The organism is Legionella londiniensis, from assembly GCF_001467825.1.
GTDB lineage: Bacteria > Pseudomonadota > Gammaproteobacteria > Legionellales > Legionellaceae > Legionella_A > Legionella_A londiniensis.
In genome coordinates, this window is sequence record NZ_LNYK01000030.1 from 13291 (window position 1) to 34723 (window position 21433).

Below are 21433 nucleotides of genomic sequence, written 5' to 3' on the forward strand. Positions count from 1 at the left end.
TTTTTATTTAAATTGTTATTGGATATAACCTCTAATGTTCTGTATTACAGTTGCTAGAATTTCTACTTCAATTCCATCATCCACTCTAATATTTGGCCAATTATCATTTAGAGTTAAAAGCTCAAAATCTGATGATGTATAAGACAATTTTTTGTACTGACAAATAATCGCTTCTGGTTTACTACTAATTTTAACAACTACAAAATCACCGGGTTTTGGCGAAATAGAGAGATCAATTATCAATACATCATTGACTCTAATTTCTGGCATCATACTGTCATCTGCTATTTTGAGTGCAAATGCATCGGTGCTTAAGTTTGGTAACAATACAGTACTCACAGAAATATAAACCATATCATTAGATATCTCTTTTTCACGGGCTAAACTAATATGCAATTTGGCTTCGCAAGCCTGCCGATAATCCAAAAGCGGAATTAATTGGCTAGGATTTTTTGCTTCTTTAAATTGCTTTTCATCTGACAAACACATCAAGTAAGCAGGAGACACATCCAACGCTTGCGCCAATTGTTTTATTTCTTCTGGTCCAGGACTACGCACACCCTGCTCCCAATTGGTTAGGCGTGTTTGTTTCAAACCACCAGCAAGTTCTCCAAGAGCCTTTAACGTCAAGCCCTTTAGCTTTCGTGATTCATAAATACGTTTGCCAATTTCCTTTTTGATATTCAACTCAGTCAAGGGTACCCCTAAAAAAATGAGAGCCAACTATTGAAATACCACCTAATGTGATATAAATTAGCTTTTAAATTCACAATACGTGAATAATGATATTTTATTTTTATTAAGTTATCACATTATGAAAATAAAAACGAGGATTAACAGGGACATTACCTATGATGGATTTTGTGATTAATGGTGATGAGTTAGAGGCAATGTATGGCTTACCCCATATTCAACAATTAACTTATCTAAGAGGAATACGACCGTATATGGACGTTAAAACCGGATTAGCGGGAATCAAAAGGCGCATCAGTCATCAGTCAATCGCTGAACAACTGTATATTGAGCCGCATCAAGGCATAAAAAGCCAAAGTTTTTCGCGTGATCAAGTACGTCGTGCGGTATCAGGGCTAGTGCGTGCAGGAATGATTGAAGTGCAATCCGAAGGCATGCAATTGATTTTAAAATGCCCATTAGCCACAAGGACTTTTTCTGTCCAAAATAAAGCCGCCATAAACCCGCCACACAAAGCCACCATAAACCCACATGGGGAAAGCCTTGTAGAATCTGGGTTTTCAGGGAGTAAAGAACCGAAAACCGACATAGCAGAATTACCAAAAGCCGCCATACCTCTAAAAGAAGATAATTATATTTATTTATTATCGCAATTCGAACAATTTTGGTCACTGTATCCAGAAAAAAAATCAAAACACAAAGCACAGGCAGCATTCGAGCAACTAAACCCTGACATCGCTTTATTTCGGCAACTAATACAAGCCTTACAAAACCAAATTAACCATATTGAAACCATGAAATTGAGTGGTGCATGGGTACCACCTTGGAAATATCCAGCGAATTGGTTAACCCAACGATGCTGGGAGGATGAACACTCTACGGATGCATTACAGGAGAAGCAGCATGCAAAGCATACAAAAAATACTGGAAAACGGAATACCACAACCGATCTGTTCTGCCCACCCTGTGAAACCGAAAGCGATGTACCAAGAAACAATGTCATCCAGTTCCAGCGATATTCGTAAAGCAGAAAGGCGTATTGATTTGCTGTTTTCAAAATTTGCAGCGTTTTATGGGCATGTGTGGCGTAGCCAATTTAAGGATGAGGTGTTTTTGAAGTTTGCAAAGAAAGAATGGCAAGAAGCATTGAGTGAGTTTGCTGATAGCGTACTTACAAAAGCCATTCTTAATTGCCGTGATTTTTACGAGTTACCGCCTACTTTACCGCAACTGATGCAGTGTTGTAGGCAAATTAAGAAACAAACCACGTTTCATGTAGTGAAAGAAGGCTACGTACCTGCAAACAAAGAGCTTGTCGAGTCTTGCTTGCAGCGATGCAAAGAGTTTTTAGGCAGATAAGACAGGAGAACGTTATGTTGGTTTTAACAAGAAAAATTGGGCAGCAAATCTTAATCGGTAAGGGCTTGATTCAAATGAAAGTACTTAAAGTCAATGATGATGTAATCAGCATTGGTATTCAGGCACCAAAGCATATTGATGTAGACCGCGAGGAAATTTATTTAAAAAAATTGCAACAAGAAAAGGCTGAGGCTTCAAAACTCAAGGTGGCACTATGAAACAACAAAAGAAACTACGTCAATGGGTTCAAAATCTTTATTGGCTAGCAGTTTGTTTTCTGATGCCTTCACTATCACACGCCCAGAGCATTGAAAGCATAATCAACCGAACAATTACCTACTTACAGGGAGGATTAGCCCGCACCGTAGGAGTGTTTTGCATCATCATTGCAGGTTATCTGTGTTTGGCACTGCAAAAATTCCCCAAAGAATATTTCGTCATGATTTTGGTCGGCATGGGAATTATCTTTGGTGGTTCCTCCTTGTATTCAACCCTTATTGGATAAGGAGATTTCAATGGATGAACTGGAAATCAGCCCACTATTTAATGCATTAACAAGACCTGCAATGACTATGGGCGTTACCTTTGAATACCACATGCTCAATTTGATTATCTCGATGTGTGCATTCATTGGAATATCGCCACTTTATGGACTGATTTTTATACCAATTCATTTATTTGGATGGGTTGTCTGTCGCTATGACGCGCATTTTTTTACGATTTGTGCCAAACGCTACGCACTTCCACAGGTTCACAATGCAAAACTCTGGAGGGCACGCGCTTATGAACCTTTCTAAGGCACTCAAACGGGTTTATCAAGAAGCAAAAATATCAGATTTATTTCCAATTACTCACTTGAATACACCGAGTATTTTTGAATCACAATCAGGTTTTGTAGGTAGCGTGCTACGCGTTCAAGGAGTACCTTTTGAAATTGAAGATCCAGCAACCCTCAACCACGAGAAATTTTTATTTCATCAAGCTCTATTGGGATTGGATTCGCGTTTTATTGTTTATGTAACAACCCATAGAAAGAAATCAACCTCTGAATTAACAGGTACTTTTAAATCAAGTTTTGCCAATGATCTGAATAAACATTATCAACAGCGATTTAAAGATCAAAGTTTATATGTCAACCATCTCTATATCACTGTAGTTTTAAAAGGTGATGACTGGAACAAAACAGGTTCTTTAATTCAGTGGGCACAACGCATTTCAGGTAAAAATCACGCTGAACTAGCAGCGATGCAACGAGAATCAAACATTAAAACGCTGACACAAGCTATTGCCCAATTAAAAGCAAACCTTGCTACGTTTCAAGCATCTCTATTAGGCGAACGTGACGAAACACTTGGTTTTAGCGAATTAACCCAATTTCTGGGTTTAATGGTTAATGCAGGACGAGCATTGCCCTATAAACCTCCTGCTTATAATCCAGCAATTACATATACTATTCCAAAGACATTTCAGATAGAAGATAAGTATCCTAATGGCCATTTAGGACAGTATCTAAGTCGGTATCAACTTTTTTTTGGTGAATACATCCAATTCCAGGGTAACAGCGAACATGATTGCTATTTTGGTGCCATGCTTTCTTTAAAAAAATACCCAACCCATACAGTCAGCATTTTACTAGATAATTTTTTATCGCTTGATTGCGAATTTATTGCAACGCATACCTTTGCTCCCATGCCAAGAGATGCAGCACTCCATCGTATTGCCCAAAAACGCACAACTTTGCTAAGTGCCGAAGATAAAGCCATAAGCCAGACTAATGCTTTAACTTCCCTCGAAGATGGGATTGCCAGTGAAACACTCCTGTTGGGTGCACATCAACATACTATTATGCTACTTGCCCAAACTAAAGAGCAGCTCAATGCTGCCATATTAGAAGCAACCAAACGCTATGCCAATGTTGGAATTGTTGTAGTCCGAGAAACACTGGGTTTAGAACCTGCCTTTTGGAGCCAATTACCCTGTAATCAGCGGTTTATCGCCAGAGCCTCCTTAATTACCTCAGAAAATTTCGCTGACTTTTGCCCACTTCATAATACAAGCCAAGGATTTAACAACGCCAATTTTCTAGGTAGTGCTGTAACCTTATTAGAAACGCCATCAAAAACACCTGTCTATTTTAATTACCATGCAAAAGGCTCAAAAACTAATCCTTCAAAAGGACATACAGCCGTTTTTGGAGGCAACAATGCAGGTAAAACCACGTTGGTTAATTTTTTAGATGCGCAAATGATGCGCTTTGGCGGTCGAAGCTTTTATATCGATCGAGATGAATCATCCAAGATTTATATTCTTGCTTGTGGCAATAGCGCATATACAAAGATCGAACCTGCCAGCCCAGTCTCTATGAATCCTTTGCAATTGCCTGATTCCGCAGAAAATCGTGCTTTTTTGAAGTCTTGGTTTGGAACATTGGTGATGTCTGAGGGCGAATACATCATACCTAGTGATATAGCTGAAACTATTAACGATTGTATTGATTATGCCTTTGAGCAATTAGCTCCTGAGTACAGAACATTAAGCCATCTCAGTCAGTTTTTACCTATAGATTTTCCCAGATGGCCACATTTACGTAAATGGCTTAAGCAAAGTGACGAGCGAATAGATGGCGAATTCCATTGGGTTTTTGATAATCAAAACGATGTGCTCAATCTTAACTTCGATAAGGTTGGCTTTGATGTCACTTTCCTTATGGATCAAACACCTCCGCTAATTTCCACACCCGTTTATTTGTATTTATTGCACCGGATGCGTCAATGTTTAGATGGGCGACTTACTTCGTTTATTTTGGCAGAAGCGTGGCAATTGTTTGCCTCGCCCTTTTGGGAAAAATGCCTTAAAGAGTGGTTGCCAACTATTCGTAAGAAAAATGGTCATTTTATTTTTGATACCCAATCCCCTAAAACCATTGTCGATTCACCCATAAAACATATTGTGCTAGACAACTTGGCTACCATGATTGTTTTCCCCAACCCATTAGCCGATCGAGAAACCTACATCGATCAATTAAAACTGACTGGATCCCAGTATCAGGCGATTCAAGAAAATACGCCAGAATCGAGAATCTTTCTTTATAAGCAAGATAACGAAGCCATGCTGTGCAAGCTCGATTTAAGCGGCTTAAGTGATTACATCCGTGTGCTATCTGGAAATACTCGCTCTACAAAATTATTGGATGAACTCATTGATGAGGTAGGAAATCAACCTGATAAGTGGCTGCCGCTATTTTTCAAAAGGAGCAAACAATGAAGAAGCTAATATTGCTTATTCTTGCGTTAAGTGTCCAGCCAATAGCTCACGCAGATCTATTGGGCGTTGAAGATGCGCAAATGATTGCCATTGCTCTCAAGCAATTGAATGAATTGCAAACCCAATATCGTGTACTTAACGATACCTACCAAGCCACCAAAAGCCAAGTCGATAATCTTAACCATCTCAAATCCATGAACAGCGGCCATTATGGCTTTGGCGATCTTAATAACGGTTTGGATGCACTACAAAGTTGGCAATCTCCCGTCAGCACTTGGCAAGATGCGCTACACAATTTATCAGGTGGTAATCCTGAGCGTTATCAAGCATTGATTGATGCCTATGAAAAAAATCACCCAAGCCTAAGTGAAAGCAACTATGCACGTTACACCACATCCGAAAAAGCCGCTCGGTTCAAAGAAGATAAAGCGGTAAATCGAGCCGTACAGGTGCAAACAACTCAGAGCTATAACGAAATCAATCAACATATTGCAGCCCTTCATAAGCTCTCACAACAAATTGAGAAAACAGCCAATACCAAAGGGGCGATTGATTTAAATTCAAGGCTCATTACCGAACTTGGGTTTATCCAATTAATGAGCTTGCGGTTACAAGCTTTGATGAGCCAGCAAATTGCTCAAGAAAGTTTATCTGAACTGCAAGACAGGGCAGAAATGGTACAGTTTAATCGCTTACCTAATCACTAAAGGAGCAGTTATATGGCACACAAATGGCTACTTGTGATCTTCACTGTCGGTGTCTTAAGCGGATGCTCCAAGCCACCTGATTTGGAAGCTCCTTGTCATAACTTTGGCAAATTTTGCCCACAGTACCCCATTAATGATGAACCAATAAAGGAGCAAAGGAATGAATAAATTTGGCATAACATCTCTGCTAATTACCACATTATTGTTGGTTGCTTGTCATCATGAAAACCCACTGAAAACACAACCAGCCAAAGCCTCAGCAATATTTTTAATGAACGCTTCAGCAAATGTTGAGAAGCGTTTGCACTTTGCAATTGCGCAAGGGGCTTATGGTTACGGCTATTTAGAATGCATGGAAGGAAAAAAGAGTGCTGAGATTCATTGTCCTGATCTGCTTAACGGAATAGTGCGATTTGCTAAAGAAAACCATTATCCCTTGTTTAAAAACATTACTTTAGCTGATTTGACCGACAAAGCCACATTTGAACAACTGGGCGATGAGTACGCAGAGATTGCTGCTACCACATGGCCTCATTACTTCCCCGTGAGCTAACCATGAGCGGATTGCAATTCGATAATTTTATTGTTCACCTCGCAACAGAGGTAGATCGATTAACAAACCACTTTGTATTTGATGGGTACAGTGCTTTGTCATCACATCTTCGCGCACCTCTTGGATCAATGATTGTACTTTACATCGTACTCATGGGCTTTAGCATTACTCGCGGCATTATCGAGCGACCTCAGCATGAGTTACTCAAATTCAGTATCAGAGCAGGTTTGATTTATATGGCCGCGATGAACTGGGATTGGTTTTCTTCACACGTCCGTGATCTATTCATTGTTGGCAGCGAATCCATTGCATCCACTCTCATGCAAGCCGTGCATAAACAATCTACCGGTGGCTCAATCAATCAGGGGCTACAAAATGTATTAAATGATATTTTGAAACTGGGTACTACCTTATTTGATGCAGGCTCTTTAAGAAAGCTAACCCCTTACTTTGCAGGCATGATGGTGTTTTTATCAGGATCAATCACAATTGGCCTTGCCTTTATAGAGATTGTAATTGCCAAACTCATGCTCGCAGTAACCCTGTGTACAGCTCCTTTATTCATTATCTTTACCCTGTTTGATCAAACTAAATCCTTTTTTGAGCGTTGGCTCGGTGTTTTATGTGGATTTGCCTTTGTGTTGATTTTTGTCTCCAGCGTGGTTGGCCTTTGTATTCACTTGCTGCATTGGGTAACGAATAGCTTATCAGGCAATACAGAACAACTCACCGCAGCCATTTGGGTACCTATTTTTATTGTGGCCTGTCTTTGCGTCATGGGCATTACTCAGGCAGTTGCAATCGGAAAAAACATTGGCGGATCACTGTGTACATCAGGAGGGGCAGCAATGGTCAGCGGATTTATCGGCGGTAGCATTGGCGCATGGGGATTTTCAAAAACCATGTTGCAAAAACCTGCAAATAGTTTGCGTCAAGGACTAAACGGTAGCTCTGGCTTGTTGGAAAGAGGAAAAAGAGTGGGAGCTGCCAGCCAAAACTTATGGAAACAAGTACAGAAAAACCTACGAAGAGGGGCATCATGAATAAGGATTTAAACCACTATTTTAAGCGAGCGAGAAGCTGGGCAGATGACCAATTCGGTCGACTGGAACAATCCAGAAATCGTTATCAGGCTGCTTTTTTATCTGCTATGGGGCTTAATATCATCGCCTTAATCGTAATCGGTATGTTAGCCCATTATCAAACGTTGGTACCTCTGTTAGTACATCATTATGATAATGGGGTGACAACAATAGAACCTGTTAGCAATGAACAAACACCAATCAATCGCTCGCAAGTAGAAAGTGATATTGTACGTTATATCGAATTGCGGGAAGCCTACGACATATCAAGCTATCGAGCACAATTTGAGTTGGTTAATCTTCTTTCGAACAATGCAGTCAACAAAGAATATTTAACAGAGCACGAGGCATCCAATGCAGCATCACCACTGAGGGTTTTGGCAAACCATAGTAAACGAGAAGTTCACATCTATAGTATTAATTTCCTGGATTCATTATTAGCTAATGAGCGCGATATTCACAAAGATCATCATGCACTAGCAGAGGTGGTATTTAGTCTGATTGATACCGATAAATCAACTGGAAAATGTACTACCAAACATTTTAACGCGATGATCTCATGGCGTTATACCAGTCCATCATCCTCCCCTGAAACTCGTTGGAAAAATTGGGATGGGTTTGAAGTCACCCGCTACAGCAAACAACCCCGCATTGTGGAGCAACACGTATGAAAAGAAGATTACTTACTGTCACAACAGCATTAATGATTTCTGCCAACTTACAGGCACAAAATAATCCTGTTTCTTTTTCTACAGACTCCCGGATTAAGCATGTGGTCTATCAAGAGAATAACGTGGTTCCTATTCAAGGAGTTACTTTTACTACGACCCACATCCAGTTTGGGGAAAAAGAGTCGGTGTTGGATATAGAGGGCGGTGATAGCACCGCGTGGATGGTAACTTATCATCCTGAGCTATCGAATACTTTATTTGTAAAACCCACTATTTTGGATTCCAACACTAACTTAACCGTAATCACCAATCAGCATACCTATTATTTTCATTTAACTTCTAATAAAAAACTGGAACGCGCCCCTTTCAGGCAAACATATGCCGTAAAATTCGTTTATCAACCAACTAATCCAACGGTAAAACAGGCTCATAAACAATCTGCCACAAAAAGCAATGTCCTTAACTATCCAAAGGTATTAAACACAGCCTATCGTTTTAGTGGCAGCCCACAATTAGTACCCAGACATGTATTTGATGACGGCAAGTTTACCTATTTTGAACTGAGTCCTAATGGAGCTGTTCCTGCTGTTTTTGCCGTTGAAGACCAAAGCGGTAAAGAATCAACCGTTAACACCAGACGAGAAGGCAAATACCTCATTGTTCAACGTATTGCACCTCAATTCACATTACGGCAAGGCAGGCTCGCAACATCCGTTTTTAATGCGCAAGAAATAAATCGTATTGCTGCAAACAGGAGACCATAATGAAAAGAGAGAACAACATAAATGAATCTGTTGGCAGCCGAACACAAGTCGCGAAAAATCCTAAATACACCAAACTCAAAGATAAAATGCTCCTTATTGGCGTTATTCTTGTTTGTTTAGGAATTGGCTTTAGTGGGCTGATACCAAAGCGCAAAATCAATCAAATTGCCGAAGAAATCAATAAAGAAAATACTTCGATGCAATTAAGTCAAAACATGGCATTAATTGCAGAAATGAGAAATAAAAAACTGTCTACTGGTTATCAAGGAGGAGATCCAACGCATCCACCGGTATTAAGAGCATCACAACAAACAGATGCCTTAACGAAAGAGACGTTAGCAAGAATGAATGCACCATCCACTTTCTTTAGCGTTAATTCAGGTGACTCACAAATCAAATCAAACACGGCTAATCAACAGAACGATAAAACACTAATCGGACATGATTCCAATTCCGATTTTTTGAATCAGCAAAATGATATTACCTCGGTTTCTGCAAAACGCTTACCCCATCCAAGTATGACTGTTCCTGCTGGGGAAATGATTCCGGCAACACTGGAAACAGCTATTAATTCCGAACTTGCGGGTATGGTACGCGCTGTAACCACCAGAGATATTTACGCTTTATCAGGTGATAAATTACTTATACCTAAAGGTTCAACCTTGGTTGGGCAATTTAATACGGCCATCACCCAAGGACAAAGCAGAGTCTTTGTGGTCTGGAATCGGCTACAAATGACGAATGGCATTATTGTAACTTTAAATAGCCCAAGTAGTGATTCTATTGGACGTGCTGGCCTTGCCGCAGATTATATTGATCGCCATTTCTTTGAGCGTTTTGGTAGCGGTGCTTTACTTTCAGTACTTGGTGCCTATACCGCAATGGGTGGAGTTAAAGGGCAAGACGAGTATAACTCCATGTCACAGTACCGTATGAATATTGCGGGAAGTTTCCAACAAGCGGCAAATCAAACGCTACAACAAGACCTGCAAACAAAACCGACATTACAAGTAAATCAGGGAGCTTCCATCAATGTTTTTGTAGCGCATGATCTGGATTTCTATCGTGTGGCAGGGCATCGCTAATGGAAACGACAAACGCATGCTATGCAGCAGGAAGCATGGGGTTACTTGCTCCATTGCAAGATTTTTTGGATGACGCACAAGTATCCGAAATCTTAATCAATAAGCCTCAAGAGATATTTGTTGAGCGAGATGGAACCATGCTGCGCTTTGATATTCCTGTACTAACCACTCAATATTTGCGGCGTTTATTTACTTTAATCGCCAATGAAAATAAACAATGCTTATCAATAGATTCCCCTATTTTGTCGGGTAATCTCTTTGATGGATCTCGTGTGCAGTTAGTGGTTCCAGCAGCTGCCCTCTATGAAACTTTATCCATCCGTAAATTTACGTTAAAAAATATTACGTTTGAAGACTATGCCTGCGAAGGATTTTTTACCAAAGCACGAAGGGTTGATTTAGAATCTGGCGTGGCTTGCAATGAAGCGAATGAAGATCTATTAAATAGTTTTTATAAAACGGAAAACTGGCCGGAATTTATATCACAAGCAATTAGATTTAAGAAAAACATCATTATTTCAGGCAGTACATCTTCTGGGAAAACCACTTTTTTAAATAGCTGCATTCAACATATCCCCTTGCATGAACGATTAATTACCCTTGAAGATACTTTTGAAATCAATATTCCACATCCCAATCTTGTGCGCTTAAAAGCATTAAAACAAGCAGGAGATACGGCGCATCATATCAGTATGCAAGATTTGGTGCAGGCATCACTAAGGTTAAGACCCGATCGCATCATCATGGGAGAAATAAGAGGACGAGAAATTTTTGATTTTGTATCGGCTTGTTCAACAGGACATAGCGGAGCACTTGCCACTATTCATGCCAACAATCCCAAAATAGCATTTATGCGCATGGCACAACTTTATAAACTTAACCCCATTGTAGGGATGAGCGAGGAAGACATCTATAAAATCTTGCACGAAGTTGTTGATGTGATTGTACAACTGACAAAAACCAGCGAAGGGCGTAGATTAACAGAGGTATATTATAAAAATGCTTGTTAAATATGCCTCTCCTCTTATTTTAATAACCTTATTGCTCATACTAACCAGTTTGCTCACTACTGTTTTTATAGGATGTCCAGAATGGGTAACTCCAAAATTATTAATTGATTTTATTGCAAATGGCTTTTGGATTGAAACAATATCAGCATTCACACTAAATTTCTGGTTACTTTTAAGCCTTTTCGGATTATTAAAAACAGGATTTGTTCGTTTTCTATCTGGTGTATCTCTATCTGTGTTGGGCAGCATGACTGTTATTTTTCTGTTAGGGTATTGGGTGTTTTCGTGGCTTTACTTAGATAGGATCATTGGCATCGAGGGATTAATTTCTTTATTTTGGCAACGTCATCAAAGCTCCCCACTCTGGTATCAATTTCTTCAAACAGAATGTATTGCTCTACTTATTGTGATTACCGGATTTTTAATTGCTTTATTTGAACGACTCAAGCCCTCTCGCAATACTTTAGGCAAAGCGCACTTTTCAAATGGCTTTGAAACGCAACAAGCAGGTTTCTTTAAACAAGAGGCACAAAGTATTCTAATCGGTAAAAAATATGGTGCACCGCTTTACTCTAATGGCTTTGAGCATGTGTTGGTTTTTGCACCAACAGGTAGCGGAAAAACACGTAGTATCGGAATTCCTAATCTATTTAATTATCCTTACTCAGTAGTATGTAATGATGTAAAGTTGACCATGTTCCAAACTACATCGGGCTTTCGTGAATCTGTATTAGGTCATCGCTGCTACTGCTGGGCACCTGCCAGCATGGATAGAAAAACGCATTGCTATAATCCACTTTCATTAATAACAGAAGACAAAGTGCAACGCCTGACCGATATTCAGCGTATAGCGCATATTCTTATTCCAGACAGTAAAAAATCAGATCCCATATGGCAACAAGCATCCCGCAAGTTATTTAAAATTGCAGTACTCTATTTGTTAGATACACCGGATCGACCAACCACATTAGGTGAGATTAACCGCCTAGTAAAGCAAGCGGGATTCGATGAATGGCTCGCATCGTTACTTCAAGAAACAACGCATCTTGATCCAGAGTTTTACCGCAACGGATATTCTTACCTTAACAACCATGAAAAAACAAGAAGCTCCATTCTTGAAACTTTTTCAGGGTATTTTGAATTATTCGATGATCCAATGATCGATGCAGCAACAAGTACTTCTGATTTTGATTTAACCCAGTTACGGCGCGAAAAAATAACCGTTTATGTCGGATTTACCGATGATGACATGGAACGGCTCTCCCCATTATTAACTTTATTCTGGCAGCAACTTATCTCTGTGATGATTAAGCATGTACCCAATCCAGTAGATGAACCTTATCCCTTATTGTGCATGATTGATGAGTTTTCATCTCTGGGACGAATTGAACGCTTGCGCCGCTCTCTCAAATTATTGCGTGAATACCGTGTTCGCTGTGTCCTAATTATGCAATATATTGCACAAACTTATGAGCAATATTCACATGATGAAGCCAAAGCCTTTACTAACATTAAAACCAAAATTGCATTTGCAACTGAGGATCTTAATGATGCCGAATATGTAAGCAAGTTGTTAGGTACTAAAACGGTACGAGTTACAGGATCATCAGAAAGCATCCAAACACAAGGCTACACCCAATCAAAAAGCACACACCTCCAAGCTGTACCCTTATTGCGACCGGATGAAGTGATGAGAATGCCTGAAAAGCAAGTGTTGATTATGCGCACAGGACATGCTCCTGTTAAAGCAGAACAACTGATTTGGTACAACTCAAAATCCATGAAAGATCTTGCTAGTGGGGCAACGGAAGTACCTCGCCAGACTATGATTCAACACCCCTTTGTACATCCAATAAAACAAGAACTAAAAATATTAGAGGCAATGGAAACATAAAAAATGAAAAAACAACCTCAGCAGCCCAACAGGGATGAGTGGCTGCTTGATCCGATGCATGGATTAACTGAGGGTGAAGAAGAAAATATCCAACAAATTTTCCCTTCTGATTTTTTGACCAACGAAGCGTTCGAATATTTTGCTGCTATTGTGAAAAAGCGTCCTACTTATCACTTTGAGCGTAAAATCAGGCGATTGATTTCCCGATCAATTTGGCCACGGCTTTTAATTTCCCGATTGCGCTTATTGACTGCTACAGGGATATATTTATTTCTCGATGGTCATTGGGAGTTTTTAGACCACATATTAAGCTTTATCAAATCTGCCTTGTATTATCTGGGTCTTGTTGTTCACGGGCTACGGTTAATGATGAGTACAACCCATCTAATAGGAATTATTATTTCAAGTGACTCAGCTTCTGAAGAGGTATTTCAATACCTTGGGCATTCATGGTTTGAATTATTTACTGATTTCCAGTGTATTATCTCTGCATTAACACCAGCAGATTACCTGTTCCTATCTTTTGGATTAATGGTGCTTGAATTGCTACTGATCGCAATTCGTGCTTGGAATGAGGAGCAGAAATTAATTCATCACATCAAAAAAATTAGTCTTGCAATGAGTAAACAAGAACTACATCCAGAACAACTGAATGAATTAAAACAAGCCAAAAAGCACGCGGAAACAATGCTGTTACATAATTATAAGAAATTGGCATTAAATTTTGGCGTAACCTTACTTACAACGAGTTTATTTGCTATAAAAAGTATCTTACTTCCATGTGTTATGGTTTCAGCCTCAGCTAATCCGCTTATACCGTTTATTTTTGCGGTAATAGCCCTGTCAATAACAATTGCTAACCATTACCTAAATCAATATCTTGATAAAAATAAACCCAAATCTAATAAACTGTCAGGAAAATACTTCTTTGCCTCTAATCAAAATACCTTTTTCTCGATTAATGAGACTGTTCATGTGCAGAATGAGATTGAGCCTGAACTAGGAGCTTGTTAGCGATTTTAGGATGATCGTGATTTAACTTTGTCAGTAATGATGCATCATTCGTTATACGTACTACCAGATTTTGTATTACCTTTTGATATTGCTCTTTACAGAATCCATGCATTTTTGATGATTGTTCCGTTATTTTTTCATATTCAGCCAGTACGGGATATTCCTTACACAAGTTATTCCATGCTTGTTTTCTGTATTGCTGTTGGAAGGTCTGAATTTTTTCCCTGAGTAAATCCACAGGAATATGGTATTGAGAGGCGATATTAACTATATGAGGATAATCTTTTGACAAATCAATTTTTAAACGATTACTGTTAAGTAATAACTCATAATCTTCGGAGCTAGATGACTTTGCAATTGCTTCTATCATTTGATAACGGTTATAACGATCAGCATAACTTTTTATTTTCTCAATAAATGTGGACGGTAGTGCCATTTTTTCAATAGATTCTAATTGAGTTGAAACCAATGCTGATGCCTGCTTATCTCTTTCAAGGCTGCGGGTATAAAGCTTACCAAATTCGGGCAAATGATAGGGACTTATGTTCTTTTGTTTTGCCTCCTTCTCTAATAACTTGAATTGCTGTTTTAAATCCTGTGACTCATCCATAAGGTTTGCCACAGAACGTGCGACAGAACGAGCAATTTGTTGTTCTTGAAGCTGTTTTTTAACGCCTTGTGCATATAAATAGGCTTCATAATTAACGATATAACTCCATTTATCTTTAATAGTAGTTGCCGTCCTTGCAATATAATTAATAGCTTTGCCTACCAGACTGTCAGAATCAAAACCCGCTCGTAGCGCAAAATCCAGAGGCCAATCGATCACATTATCTTTAGTCGTACTGCGCGATAAAGTGTGAACCAACGCATCGAGGTCGGAATGAATCTGGGTATTCGCATAAATCTGCAATTTTTCTTTATGGCGTGTCATTGCAACGAAAGCGAGGTGTTTATCCCAATAGGTGTTGTCAATCAACACACTGGCCTGTTCTACAGTCATACCCTGAGATTTATGTACGGTTAGTGCATAACCATAATCAATCCATTTATAGTTTTGGGGAATAATGACTTGTTCCCCACTGTCTAATATAGCGGTTAATGTGTTTGCATTAATATCAGTAATTGTTGCCAAGTCACCGTTATGAACCCCTAATGGTTTGTTATTTTGACGAAATAAAATACGCTCGCCTTTTGCAAGTGATAATGAGCTAGCTCCATTTTGAGAAAAATAATCAAATCCATCTTGGTTCACCAACCCATTTTTAATTGCGGCTAATCGCCCCTTAATATTAAGTTCATCAACCGCAGAGCAACTAAATGCCAGCATCACATGCTGTTTTATCGACTCAGCAGTTAAATTTTTCTGCCACATATCAACCAATGCATCGGTGGTTTCATTTTTTCCGTCAAAAAAATGAATGGCTTCCCTTTGCGCGTAATGATTAATCGCCTCTTTTATTTCACCTCGCGCCAAAGCAAGGCTTGCCATCCGGTCGCCTTCATCACGCTGCCGTCTGATATTGCCTAACTCAATATAGCCTGTACGTGCGGCAATACCTCTGAAAATCTCGCCCTTATGAATGGGTTTTAACTGATCCGGATCACCTACCAAAACAATCTTTGCCCCTGCCTCATCAACAGCTTTCAACAGAAAGCTAAGGTTATTAAAGTCGACCATTCCTGCTTCATCAATAACGAGCACATGCCATTTAGTCAGTGACATTTTCCCAGTCTTAAGCCTATAAGTGAGAGAAGCAATAGTTGAAGCTTGAATACCCGTTTCAGACTGTAGCATTTTCGCCACTTTACCTGACAGCGATGCCCCCAATACCATATGCCCTTGCTCTTCATAAAGTTCTTTTAAAGGTTTTAGCAAATAACTTTTACCTACTCCAGGGCGACCGATTAAAACGCTAATATCTTTGCCTTGAATAATAAATTGCATAGCTTGGGCTTGTTCCTCATTAAGCTGGTATTGCTTAATCACTTTTGCCAAGTTTTGCTGCAAAACATGGTTTTTACGGACGGATAAACGTTCCACATGTTCAAGAAGTTTGCCTTCTTCAATATATTGTTTTCGCGTAGTATAAGATTCGATACCCTGATCATTACCGCCTAATTTAATAACCTCTTGATGCTCTAAAATCTGAGCAACCACTTGCAAATAATTGGTTGAATGATGCGTTTTTTGAAACGTTTTAAACACTAATCGTTCGATATCGCGGCGGCTAAACACACTATGGGTTTCTGCAATACGTTGAATAAATGTTTCAGGATTTAATACAATATCAGCTCGAACATCATTAATAAGCCTGTTTTCTTCATGCAAATAATTATCATGATGATGGCTTATGCGCCCTGTATGTCTCTCGCTAATTACATGATTCAAATCGACAGAAAGCTCTAAGCCATGTTCTCTAAAAAAATTATTCTGATATTCTCGCCAAAGCTCACCCCAATAATCTTTTTCAACAATAAATCGCTTGGCAAAAGCTGGATTAAGATCACGTGCTTTATATTTGGAAAATCGATCTTTTTCCAAACGTCTTGTCGAAATAAGAATATGCGCGTGAGGATTGCCATCGCCATGATCATGAATGGCAATATCAGCAGGTAATCCATTATCAACAAAATAGGTTTGCGCAAATTGTTTTGTAAGTTCTATTTGCAGCGGTAAATTCAGTTCTTTAGGGAGAGCTAATACCACATCTTTACAAAGCTGGGCATCTCGCCGATTTTCTGCCTGCTCTACTTTATTCCATAAAAATTCACGGTTAGTGAACTCAGAAATAGCATCAGGTGGTAAAAGTACTGTGGAAAATGCCACATCATGGCGATTGGAATAATCATGGGTTATGCCAGTGCGTGCATCATAAAGCGTTGAGCCAGAACGATAAGCACTTGCAGCAATCGCACTATGCCCTTTAGCGCGGGTATGAATGGAGACATGAGCAAAAGCAATAGCCACGGATACGCCATCAGGTTTGTGATCCATCGATTGCTTTTTGATTGAGAAAAAAACTTGTCCATGAAGAATTTTCTTTTTTTATACAGGGTTAATTTAGCAAACATTCGAATGAATGTATATTGCGCCCTTGAATTCTTCTGCGGGAGTGATTTGAGTTCGCTACGCTCACTAATGTGTAAATATCTATTGATTTCCAAGATCCTGAACGGTACGCTTACATTGTTAACGTCATTTGCGGAGATGACATCATGTCAAAAAAGACAGTATCGCAAATGGAAGCAGTACTCTTGGATAGAATCGAAAAAGCCAAAATCAAGCTGAATAAATTGCAACAAAAACATAAGCTTGAAATTGGTACTCTTGCCTATAAGCATGGCCTTCATCAATTTGATATGCAGCGATTGGAAACAGCATTTTTGAAATTTGCTGAGGAGTTACGCCATGACAATACTTAAACAAATTGAGAAGGAAAGACAACTTCTTGTTCGTTGTGAAAAATCACTTGCGTTAGAAAAGTTGAAAAAGCGTAAAGCCGATACTCGGCATAAGATTGAATTAGGAGGGTTGGTAATAAAATCAAGAATGGAGCAATATAATAAAGCAACCATTCTCGGTGCATTGGATTTTGTTTTCAACTTAATTAAAAAGGATAATTCGTATCAAATGTTATTTGAATCCATAGGAGAAAATATTTTCTCAAATTAACAAACTCAAATGTCTCTTCTCGCAGCCCATTGAGTATGCTCGCGCGAAAAGGCATTTTCTGTATCGCCAACAAATAATGAAAAATCTTGATCATTGTTAGGCATGGCAGACTGCTCTTTAATGAAGTTTATTTCATGCGCAGCTAGCGCATAAGATGCTGAAAGCTCAGAAAATCTTTTTGCTTGCATCCAACCTAATAGACTTGCAGATGTTGCTACAAAAATATCCGTTGGCCAAAATGTTTGTTCTGAAAAAATAATACGAAAAATTGCACATAAGACAGCAATACTATTAACAAAAATTAATGCCCCAAAAAATTTTTTAGACATTCCTTTATTAAAGTTAGCTTTTTTTGCATACCATGCTAGCTGTTCGCTAACACGATCTTGCATATAAATATTCCAACGATTCTCTAAAGGTTGACTTCTCATTGTCTCCATAACTTGAGTAATTTGAGGTGCATCTAAGCGTGTTGTCACTGCCCTAAAAATTTCAGCATTTTGATCTACAATAGCCTTTAAGCTTTTACTAAAGTGAGTTCTGGCATTAGTATCATCACCTTGAAAAGGTTCGGCTCGGCTAACGTACCGCCATGTAATAGTTTTAATTGATTCAGCTACTGCCCGACCAGCATACCAAAGCCGATCAGGGCGCAAACTAAATAAATAGATTGAGCAAAACAATACTGAAAGGAGCGTAATTAGCTGTAATATTGCGATTAATGAGCCTGAAATATTAATTAGGGATAAAATTGCAGCAAAAATAAGCAGTACCAGATGAGCAGTTAATGCAAGAAAAAAACGCTTCTGCGATAACAAAGATAATTCATCAGCTGAGCAGTAGATAGATGGGTAATCCGATGATTGCATACGAGTTCCATGTTGTCAGTAACCAAGCTGTCTATACACTTCATCAGTATAATACCAATCACGATCGTTTTGAATTGTATAATTCTCAAGGGCATAAGCAACAATTTTTGGTGAAAATGGAACAAAAATAGCACCGATATTACGAATAATTGACGGACAAGTGCTATCTACAACTTGGCGGGAACCATCAAGATTGATTCCTATAATCCGACATCTTTTCTCAAGAGCAACTTCCATTTCCCATCGTACATATTTGTGCTTATTGCGTGTATCATTTCCTATTAACACAGCAAATGTACCAGCCATATTAATACGTTCACGACATTTGCGTTTGATGTATGCTTCGTTCTCAGAGTTTATTTCGTGAGAGAGTTGGCAATCTGTAAAATTAAAGTCTATATGCTCATGATTTTTCCATGCCAGCATCAAACGATAATAGTGGATATCTGTACTGCTAAACCCAACAAATGTTCTTGGAAGCCCCATTGCATTATCCCTCTATAATTACTATGTATTCATGGCTTATCTACTTAAATTGCATTCAATTTAGGCTTTATTCATATCTGCCTTAATCGTTTTGCCTCAAGAAATAAATTATTACACTTATCTTCCATTACCCCTCCAATCAAACGACAATTATAAAAATCAGGCGTTTTTGACAAAATTTCTTTTACACCAACCTGAATTTGCCGACCAAACAACTCATGCAAAAACGAAATGGAAGAACCGAAAACCACTTTAGGGATCATCGCCCAATAAATCGCAGCTGCACACATAGGACAAGGTTCAGCGGTGGTATAAAGACTAAGCTTGCTGACATCACCATTAAACCCATTATTAAATAAATTATGGATAACAGATAATTCGCCATGCATCAATGGATGATGATGCGCACTATTCACCGACTTCAAAAGAATTTCCTTATCGTCATAAACAATAATTGCGCCATAAGGAGCAATCGGATTAGACGCAGCCACTTCAATAGTAGCCCTCATAAAATCATGAATGTACTTATTCATTGTTTCGCCCCTCTGGCTTGATATAGTTTTCAGCAAACTTATTCGCACTGAGTTTATAATTGGTATCAATTTTGAATGGGTTTAAATTTGATAATTCATCATAAATATCCACCTTTTCTTTAACCTTGAGAAAATAGATCAACAAGATCGAGACGGGTGCAAGAATAACCTCATAGGATATTTTATATGCATCTTCAAACACAATCACGCTTGCCAACTTTTCAGTTGGCACAATTCCATAGAATGCCACTAGCGAGAAAAGACTAACATCGATGATGATTCCAAACGCTGACGAAGTTGCAATTCTTGTCCAAACGGTAGTGATAAATTCCTTTTTCAAAGAAATGCCGCGTTTGCGCTGCCTTGATTTAATAAGCGAAATGACAGTGGAATTGATGGTCATACCGAGAAAAAACGCTGTTGCAGATGCAATAAACATTCGTGCCTGATTATGCAAGATTAATTTAAATGGCTCGTCATCGCCGATAGCCAACAAATTTGTTATCCAAACATCGAAAACAAAGAGCAAATTGCAAAAAATAACAAACAATATCATCTGCTTAGTGCGCTCAATCCCATATACATCAGTCATCATATCTGCTGCGAGGTACGCTAGTGAAAAGACAATGCCACCTACATTAATGGTCAAAAAACCTATGGTTATGAATTTTGCCGCCATCGTTTTGGAAGCAATAAAAAATACGATGCTGGAACAAAACAGCATATGATGGTATTTAAATGTATTGCCATCCCTTTTTATGGTTTGAGGCAGGTGGAATTCAAACACCCGTGCATTACCGATAGGACTTTCAATCTGTTCAATTTTTGCAATCAGTCTAAATAATCCCTGATAAAATATATTGAAAAATCCAAAGACTAGCAGAGGAACACTAAGCTGCGAGAGACTACTATCGTTGTGAATGTTTAGCCAAAATATGTCTAGCAGACAAAAGGTTAATAAGAATATCCAGAAAATATATCCTTTATAAATTGGGTTTAAATTAAGGCTAAATCGTATTGGCAACACGGAACAAGCCCATAAAAATAAAGAGCTTTTTGCCAAGTATAAAAAATCTCGGCCAAGCACCTGCGTATAGGTCGCTTGCATTTTCCAGAACGAAGATGCGGGCAACCAAATAGCAAATTTTAAAAATAAAATATAAATAGCATGGAACAGTATTACTGAATACACCGTATGCCGGAGATAAGCAAAGCCGTACACGCTGTGTATTAGCCGCAGCACGAAAAAGACAATAGGCCACCACAATAATTCTGATGCTGTATGTATTCCAAATATATTAATGATCTCCGCTTCAGCAGGAACGGTAATCAAAGAAAAGAAAACAGCAAACCCAAGAAGAGTGTGGAATACTTTAAATTGCAGTGGAGTTTTGGACTTTCTTATAATCGGGCTATTCATCAATGAAAACCCTCTTTAAAGTAGTGACACACTTGCTTTTTAAGCTTTGTTCCTTCTTACTTGTAATGATCAGTCTTTCTGCATGGGAGCCAAATTGCTGTCCCATGTCAAATACAATACGTGGATCAACCAGATAAATCATGTCCGTTTTCACAAACTCGGCGACAGACATTTCTTCACTAACGCGCTTGTTCGCAATATGAAAAGCAATAGATAATTCATTGCTATCAGGATCAGGGTATATATTATCAATCCGAATAAGGTATGGTTCTCTAACTTGCTTTGTAAATCGTAAAATTAGGTGCTGATATGCAAAACGTAAGAATCTGTTTCCATTACTCCATTTGTCCATA

Annotated in this window: 26 protein-coding genes; 18 read left to right on the forward strand and 8 right to left on the reverse strand. The window is 38.8% G+C overall.

Annotated elements, in window-relative coordinates; translation table 11 throughout:
* Positions 1-15 precede the first annotated feature (15 nt).
* A complete protein-coding gene (locus Llon_RS08950) occupies positions 16-696 on the reverse strand; it encodes a LexA family protein (protein ID WP_115336902.1) in 681 nt (226 codons plus the stop codon).
* Positions 697-851: 155 nt separating this feature from the next.
* Between Llon_RS08950 and Llon_RS08955 the strand changes: the two genes are divergently transcribed.
* From Llon_RS08955 to Llon_RS09025, 16 genes are read left to right on the forward strand one after another with little or no spacing between them, the layout of a single operon-like run.
* Positions 852-1718, forward strand: a complete 867-nt coding sequence (locus Llon_RS08955) for a hypothetical protein (protein WP_058529726.1) — start codon at positions 852-854, stop codon at positions 1716-1718.
* A complete protein-coding gene (locus tag Llon_RS08960) occupies positions 1690-2052 on the forward strand; it encodes a hypothetical protein (protein WP_058529727.1) in 363 nt (120 codons plus the stop codon). Before Llon_RS08955 ends, Llon_RS08960 begins: the two co-directional genes overlap by 29 nt.
* Before the next feature lie 14 nt (positions 2053-2066).
* Positions 2067-2270, forward strand: coding sequence for a carbon storage regulator (locus Llon_RS08965; RefSeq protein WP_058529728.1), 204 nt, complete (start codon positions 2067-2069; stop codon positions 2268-2270).
* A complete protein-coding gene (locus tag Llon_RS08970) occupies positions 2267-2557 on the forward strand; it encodes a TrbC/VirB2 family protein (RefSeq protein WP_058529729.1) in 291 nt (96 codons plus the stop codon). Before Llon_RS08965 ends, Llon_RS08970 begins: the two co-directional genes overlap by 4 nt.
* Positions 2558-2567: 10 nt before the next feature.
* A complete protein-coding gene (locus Llon_RS08975; protein WP_058529730.1) occupies positions 2568-2849 on the forward strand; it encodes a VirB3 family type IV secretion system protein in 282 nt (93 codons plus the stop codon).
* Positions 2836-5316 (forward strand): VirB4 family type IV secretion/conjugal transfer ATPase, encoded by a 2481-nt coding sequence (locus Llon_RS08980; RefSeq protein ID WP_058529731.1) that lies wholly within the window; start codon positions 2836-2838, stop codon positions 5314-5316. Before Llon_RS08975 ends, Llon_RS08980 begins: the two co-directional genes overlap by 14 nt.
* Positions 5313-6023, forward strand: a complete 711-nt coding sequence (locus Llon_RS08985; protein WP_058529732.1) for a type IV secretion system protein — start codon at positions 5313-5315, stop codon at positions 6021-6023. The genes Llon_RS08980 and Llon_RS08985 overlap by 4 nt, the downstream gene beginning before the upstream one ends.
* A gap of 12 nt (positions 6024-6035) precedes the next feature.
* Positions 6036-6191: a T4SS-associated protein LvhB7 gene (gene lvhB7, locus Llon_RS11835; RefSeq protein WP_272946912.1), complete on the forward strand. Its 156-nt coding sequence runs from the start codon at positions 6036-6038 to the stop codon at positions 6189-6191.
* Positions 6184-6576, forward strand: a complete 393-nt coding sequence (locus Llon_RS08990) for a hypothetical protein (RefSeq protein ID WP_058529733.1) — start codon at positions 6184-6186, stop codon at positions 6574-6576. Before lvhB7 ends, Llon_RS08990 begins: the two co-directional genes overlap by 8 nt.
* 2 nt (positions 6577-6578) lie before the next feature.
* Positions 6579-7619 (forward strand): TrbL/VirB6 family protein, encoded by a 1041-nt coding sequence (locus Llon_RS08995; protein WP_058529734.1) that lies wholly within the window; start codon positions 6579-6581, stop codon positions 7617-7619.
* Complete coding sequence (locus Llon_RS09000; protein WP_058529735.1) at positions 7616-8329, forward strand: VirB8 family type IV secretion system protein; 714 nt, start codon at positions 7616-7618, stop codon at positions 8327-8329. Before Llon_RS08995 ends, Llon_RS09000 begins: the two co-directional genes overlap by 4 nt.
* Positions 8326-9093 (forward strand): P-type conjugative transfer protein VirB9, encoded by a 768-nt coding sequence (gene virB9, locus Llon_RS09005; RefSeq protein WP_058529736.1) that lies wholly within the window; start codon positions 8326-8328, stop codon positions 9091-9093. The genes Llon_RS09000 and virB9 overlap by 4 nt, the downstream gene beginning before the upstream one ends.
* Positions 9093-10178, forward strand: a complete 1086-nt coding sequence (locus tag Llon_RS09010) for a TraB/TrbI/VirB10 family type IV secretion system protein (protein ID WP_058529737.1) — start codon at positions 9093-9095, stop codon at positions 10176-10178. Before virB9 ends, Llon_RS09010 begins: the two co-directional genes overlap by 1 nt.
* A complete protein-coding gene (gene virB11 / locus Llon_RS09015; RefSeq protein WP_058529738.1) occupies positions 10178-11188 on the forward strand; it encodes a P-type DNA transfer ATPase VirB11 in 1011 nt (336 codons plus the stop codon). The genes Llon_RS09010 and virB11 overlap by 1 nt, the downstream gene beginning before the upstream one ends.
* Positions 11178-13082, forward strand: a complete 1905-nt coding sequence (locus Llon_RS09020; protein ID WP_058529739.1) for a type IV secretory system conjugative DNA transfer family protein — start codon at positions 11178-11180, stop codon at positions 13080-13082. Before virB11 ends, Llon_RS09020 begins: the two co-directional genes overlap by 11 nt.
* 3 nt (positions 13083-13085) lie before the next feature.
* Positions 13086-14096: a hypothetical protein gene (locus Llon_RS09025; protein WP_058529740.1), complete on the forward strand. Its 1011-nt coding sequence runs from the start codon at positions 13086-13088 to the stop codon at positions 14094-14096.
* Here Llon_RS09025 and traA read toward each other — a convergent pair.
* The gene (traA, locus tag Llon_RS09030; RefSeq protein WP_237758305.1) at positions 14041-17010 is read right to left on the reverse strand and encodes a Ti-type conjugative transfer relaxase TraA; all 2970 of its coding nucleotides are present in this window, start codon (positions 17008-17010) and stop codon (positions 14041-14043) included. The genes Llon_RS09025 and traA overlap by 56 nt on opposite strands.
* Positions 16953-17129: a hypothetical protein gene (locus Llon_RS11790; protein ID WP_237758307.1), complete on the reverse strand. Its 177-nt coding sequence runs from the start codon at positions 17127-17129 to the stop codon at positions 16953-16955. Before Llon_RS11790 ends, traA begins: the two co-directional genes overlap by 58 nt.
* A gap of 186 nt (positions 17130-17315) precedes the next feature.
* Here Llon_RS11790 and Llon_RS09035 point away from each other — a divergent pair, with 186 nt between their 5' ends.
* Together Llon_RS09035 and Llon_RS09040 are read left to right on the forward strand one after the other, a co-directional pair.
* Positions 17316-17522: a hypothetical protein gene (locus tag Llon_RS09035; RefSeq protein ID WP_058529741.1), complete on the forward strand. Its 207-nt coding sequence runs from the start codon at positions 17316-17318 to the stop codon at positions 17520-17522.
* The gene (locus Llon_RS09040) at positions 17509-17772 is read left to right on the forward strand and encodes a conjugal transfer protein TraD (protein ID WP_058529742.1); all 264 of its coding nucleotides are present in this window, start codon (positions 17509-17511) and stop codon (positions 17770-17772) included. Before Llon_RS09035 ends, Llon_RS09040 begins: the two co-directional genes overlap by 14 nt.
* Before the next feature lie 5 nt (positions 17773-17777).
* Here the strand turns inward: Llon_RS09040 and Llon_RS09045 are convergent, their stop codons facing one another.
* The 5 genes from Llon_RS09045 to Llon_RS09065 form a co-directional block, all read right to left on the reverse strand.
* Positions 17778-18641: a DUF4231 domain-containing protein gene (locus Llon_RS09045; protein WP_058529743.1), complete on the reverse strand. Its 864-nt coding sequence runs from the start codon at positions 18639-18641 to the stop codon at positions 17778-17780.
* Between the two features lie 15 nt (positions 18642-18656).
* Positions 18657-19127: a TIR domain-containing protein gene (locus Llon_RS09050; protein ID WP_058529744.1), complete on the reverse strand. Its 471-nt coding sequence runs from the start codon at positions 19125-19127 to the stop codon at positions 18657-18659.
* A gap of 71 nt (positions 19128-19198) precedes the next feature.
* Positions 19199-19660, reverse strand: a complete 462-nt coding sequence (locus Llon_RS09055; protein ID WP_058529745.1) for a nucleoside deaminase — start codon at positions 19658-19660, stop codon at positions 19199-19201.
* Entirely contained in the window at positions 19653-21080 is a 1428-nt protein-coding gene (locus Llon_RS09060) for a VUT family protein (protein ID WP_058529746.1), read from the reverse strand. The genes Llon_RS09055 and Llon_RS09060 overlap by 8 nt, the downstream gene beginning before the upstream one ends.
* Positions 21073-21432: a hypothetical protein gene (locus tag Llon_RS09065; protein ID WP_058529747.1), complete on the reverse strand. Its 360-nt coding sequence runs from the start codon at positions 21430-21432 to the stop codon at positions 21073-21075. The genes Llon_RS09060 and Llon_RS09065 overlap by 8 nt, the downstream gene beginning before the upstream one ends.
* Position 21433: the final 1 nt, after the last annotated feature.

Excerpts from the sequence above, each read along its gene's own strand:
- Llon_RS08955 (WP_058529726.1), top strand. The coding sequence starts at position 852 with ATGATGGATTTTGTGATTAATGGTGATGAGTTAGAGGCAATGTATGGC.
- Llon_RS08960 (WP_058529727.1), top strand. The coding sequence starts at position 1,690 with ATGTCATCCAGTTCCAGCGATATTCGTAAAGCAGAAAGGCGTATTGAT.
- Llon_RS08965 (WP_058529728.1), top strand. The coding sequence starts at position 2,067 with ATGTTGGTTTTAACAAGAAAAATTGGGCAGCAAATCTTAATCGGTAAG.
- Llon_RS08970 (WP_058529729.1), top strand. The coding sequence starts at position 2,267 with ATGAAACAACAAAAGAAACTACGTCAATGGGTTCAAAATCTTTATTGG.
- Llon_RS08975 (WP_058529730.1), top strand. The coding sequence starts at position 2,568 with ATGGATGAACTGGAAATCAGCCCACTATTTAATGCATTAACAAGACCT.
- Llon_RS08980 (WP_058529731.1), top strand. The coding sequence starts at position 2,836 with ATGAACCTTTCTAAGGCACTCAAACGGGTTTATCAAGAAGCAAAAATA.
- Llon_RS08985 (WP_058529732.1), top strand. The coding sequence starts at position 5,313 with ATGAAGAAGCTAATATTGCTTATTCTTGCGTTAAGTGTCCAGCCAATA.
- lvhB7 (WP_272946912.1), top strand. The coding sequence starts at position 6,036 with ATGGCACACAAATGGCTACTTGTGATCTTCACTGTCGGTGTCTTAAGC.
- Llon_RS08990 (WP_058529733.1), top strand. The coding sequence starts at position 6,184 with ATGAATAAATTTGGCATAACATCTCTGCTAATTACCACATTATTGTTG.
- Llon_RS08995 (WP_058529734.1), top strand. The coding sequence starts at position 6,579 with ATGAGCGGATTGCAATTCGATAATTTTATTGTTCACCTCGCAACAGAG.
- Llon_RS09000 (WP_058529735.1), top strand. The coding sequence starts at position 7,616 with ATGAATAAGGATTTAAACCACTATTTTAAGCGAGCGAGAAGCTGGGCA.
- virB9 (WP_058529736.1), top strand. The coding sequence starts at position 8,326 with ATGAAAAGAAGATTACTTACTGTCACAACAGCATTAATGATTTCTGCC.
- Llon_RS09010 (WP_058529737.1), top strand. The coding sequence starts at position 9,093 with ATGAAAAGAGAGAACAACATAAATGAATCTGTTGGCAGCCGAACACAA.
- virB11 (WP_058529738.1), top strand. The coding sequence starts at position 10,178 with ATGGAAACGACAAACGCATGCTATGCAGCAGGAAGCATGGGGTTACTT.
- Llon_RS09020 (WP_058529739.1), top strand. The coding sequence starts at position 11,178 with ATGCTTGTTAAATATGCCTCTCCTCTTATTTTAATAACCTTATTGCTC.
- Llon_RS09025 (WP_058529740.1), top strand. The coding sequence starts at position 13,086 with ATGAAAAAACAACCTCAGCAGCCCAACAGGGATGAGTGGCTGCTTGAT.
- Llon_RS11790 (WP_237758307.1), bottom strand. The coding sequence starts at position 17,129 with ATGGACAAGTTTTTTTCTCAATCAAAAAGCAATCGATGGATCACAAAC.
- Llon_RS09035 (WP_058529741.1), top strand. The coding sequence starts at position 17,316 with ATGTCAAAAAAGACAGTATCGCAAATGGAAGCAGTACTCTTGGATAGA.
- Llon_RS09040 (WP_058529742.1), top strand. The coding sequence starts at position 17,509 with ATGACAATACTTAAACAAATTGAGAAGGAAAGACAACTTCTTGTTCGT.
- Llon_RS09045 (WP_058529743.1), bottom strand. The coding sequence starts at position 18,641 with ATGCAATCATCGGATTACCCATCTATCTACTGCTCAGCTGATGAATTA.
- Llon_RS09050 (WP_058529744.1), bottom strand. The coding sequence starts at position 19,127 with ATGGGGCTTCCAAGAACATTTGTTGGGTTTAGCAGTACAGATATCCAC.
- Llon_RS09055 (WP_058529745.1), bottom strand. The coding sequence starts at position 19,660 with ATGAATAAGTACATTCATGATTTTATGAGGGCTACTATTGAAGTGGCT.
- Llon_RS09060 (WP_058529746.1), bottom strand. The coding sequence starts at position 21,080 with ATGAATAGCCCGATTATAAGAAAGTCCAAAACTCCACTGCAATTTAAA.
- Llon_RS09065 (WP_058529747.1), bottom strand. The coding sequence starts at position 21,432 with ATGGACAAATGGAGTAATGGAAACAGATTCTTACGTTTTGCATATCAG.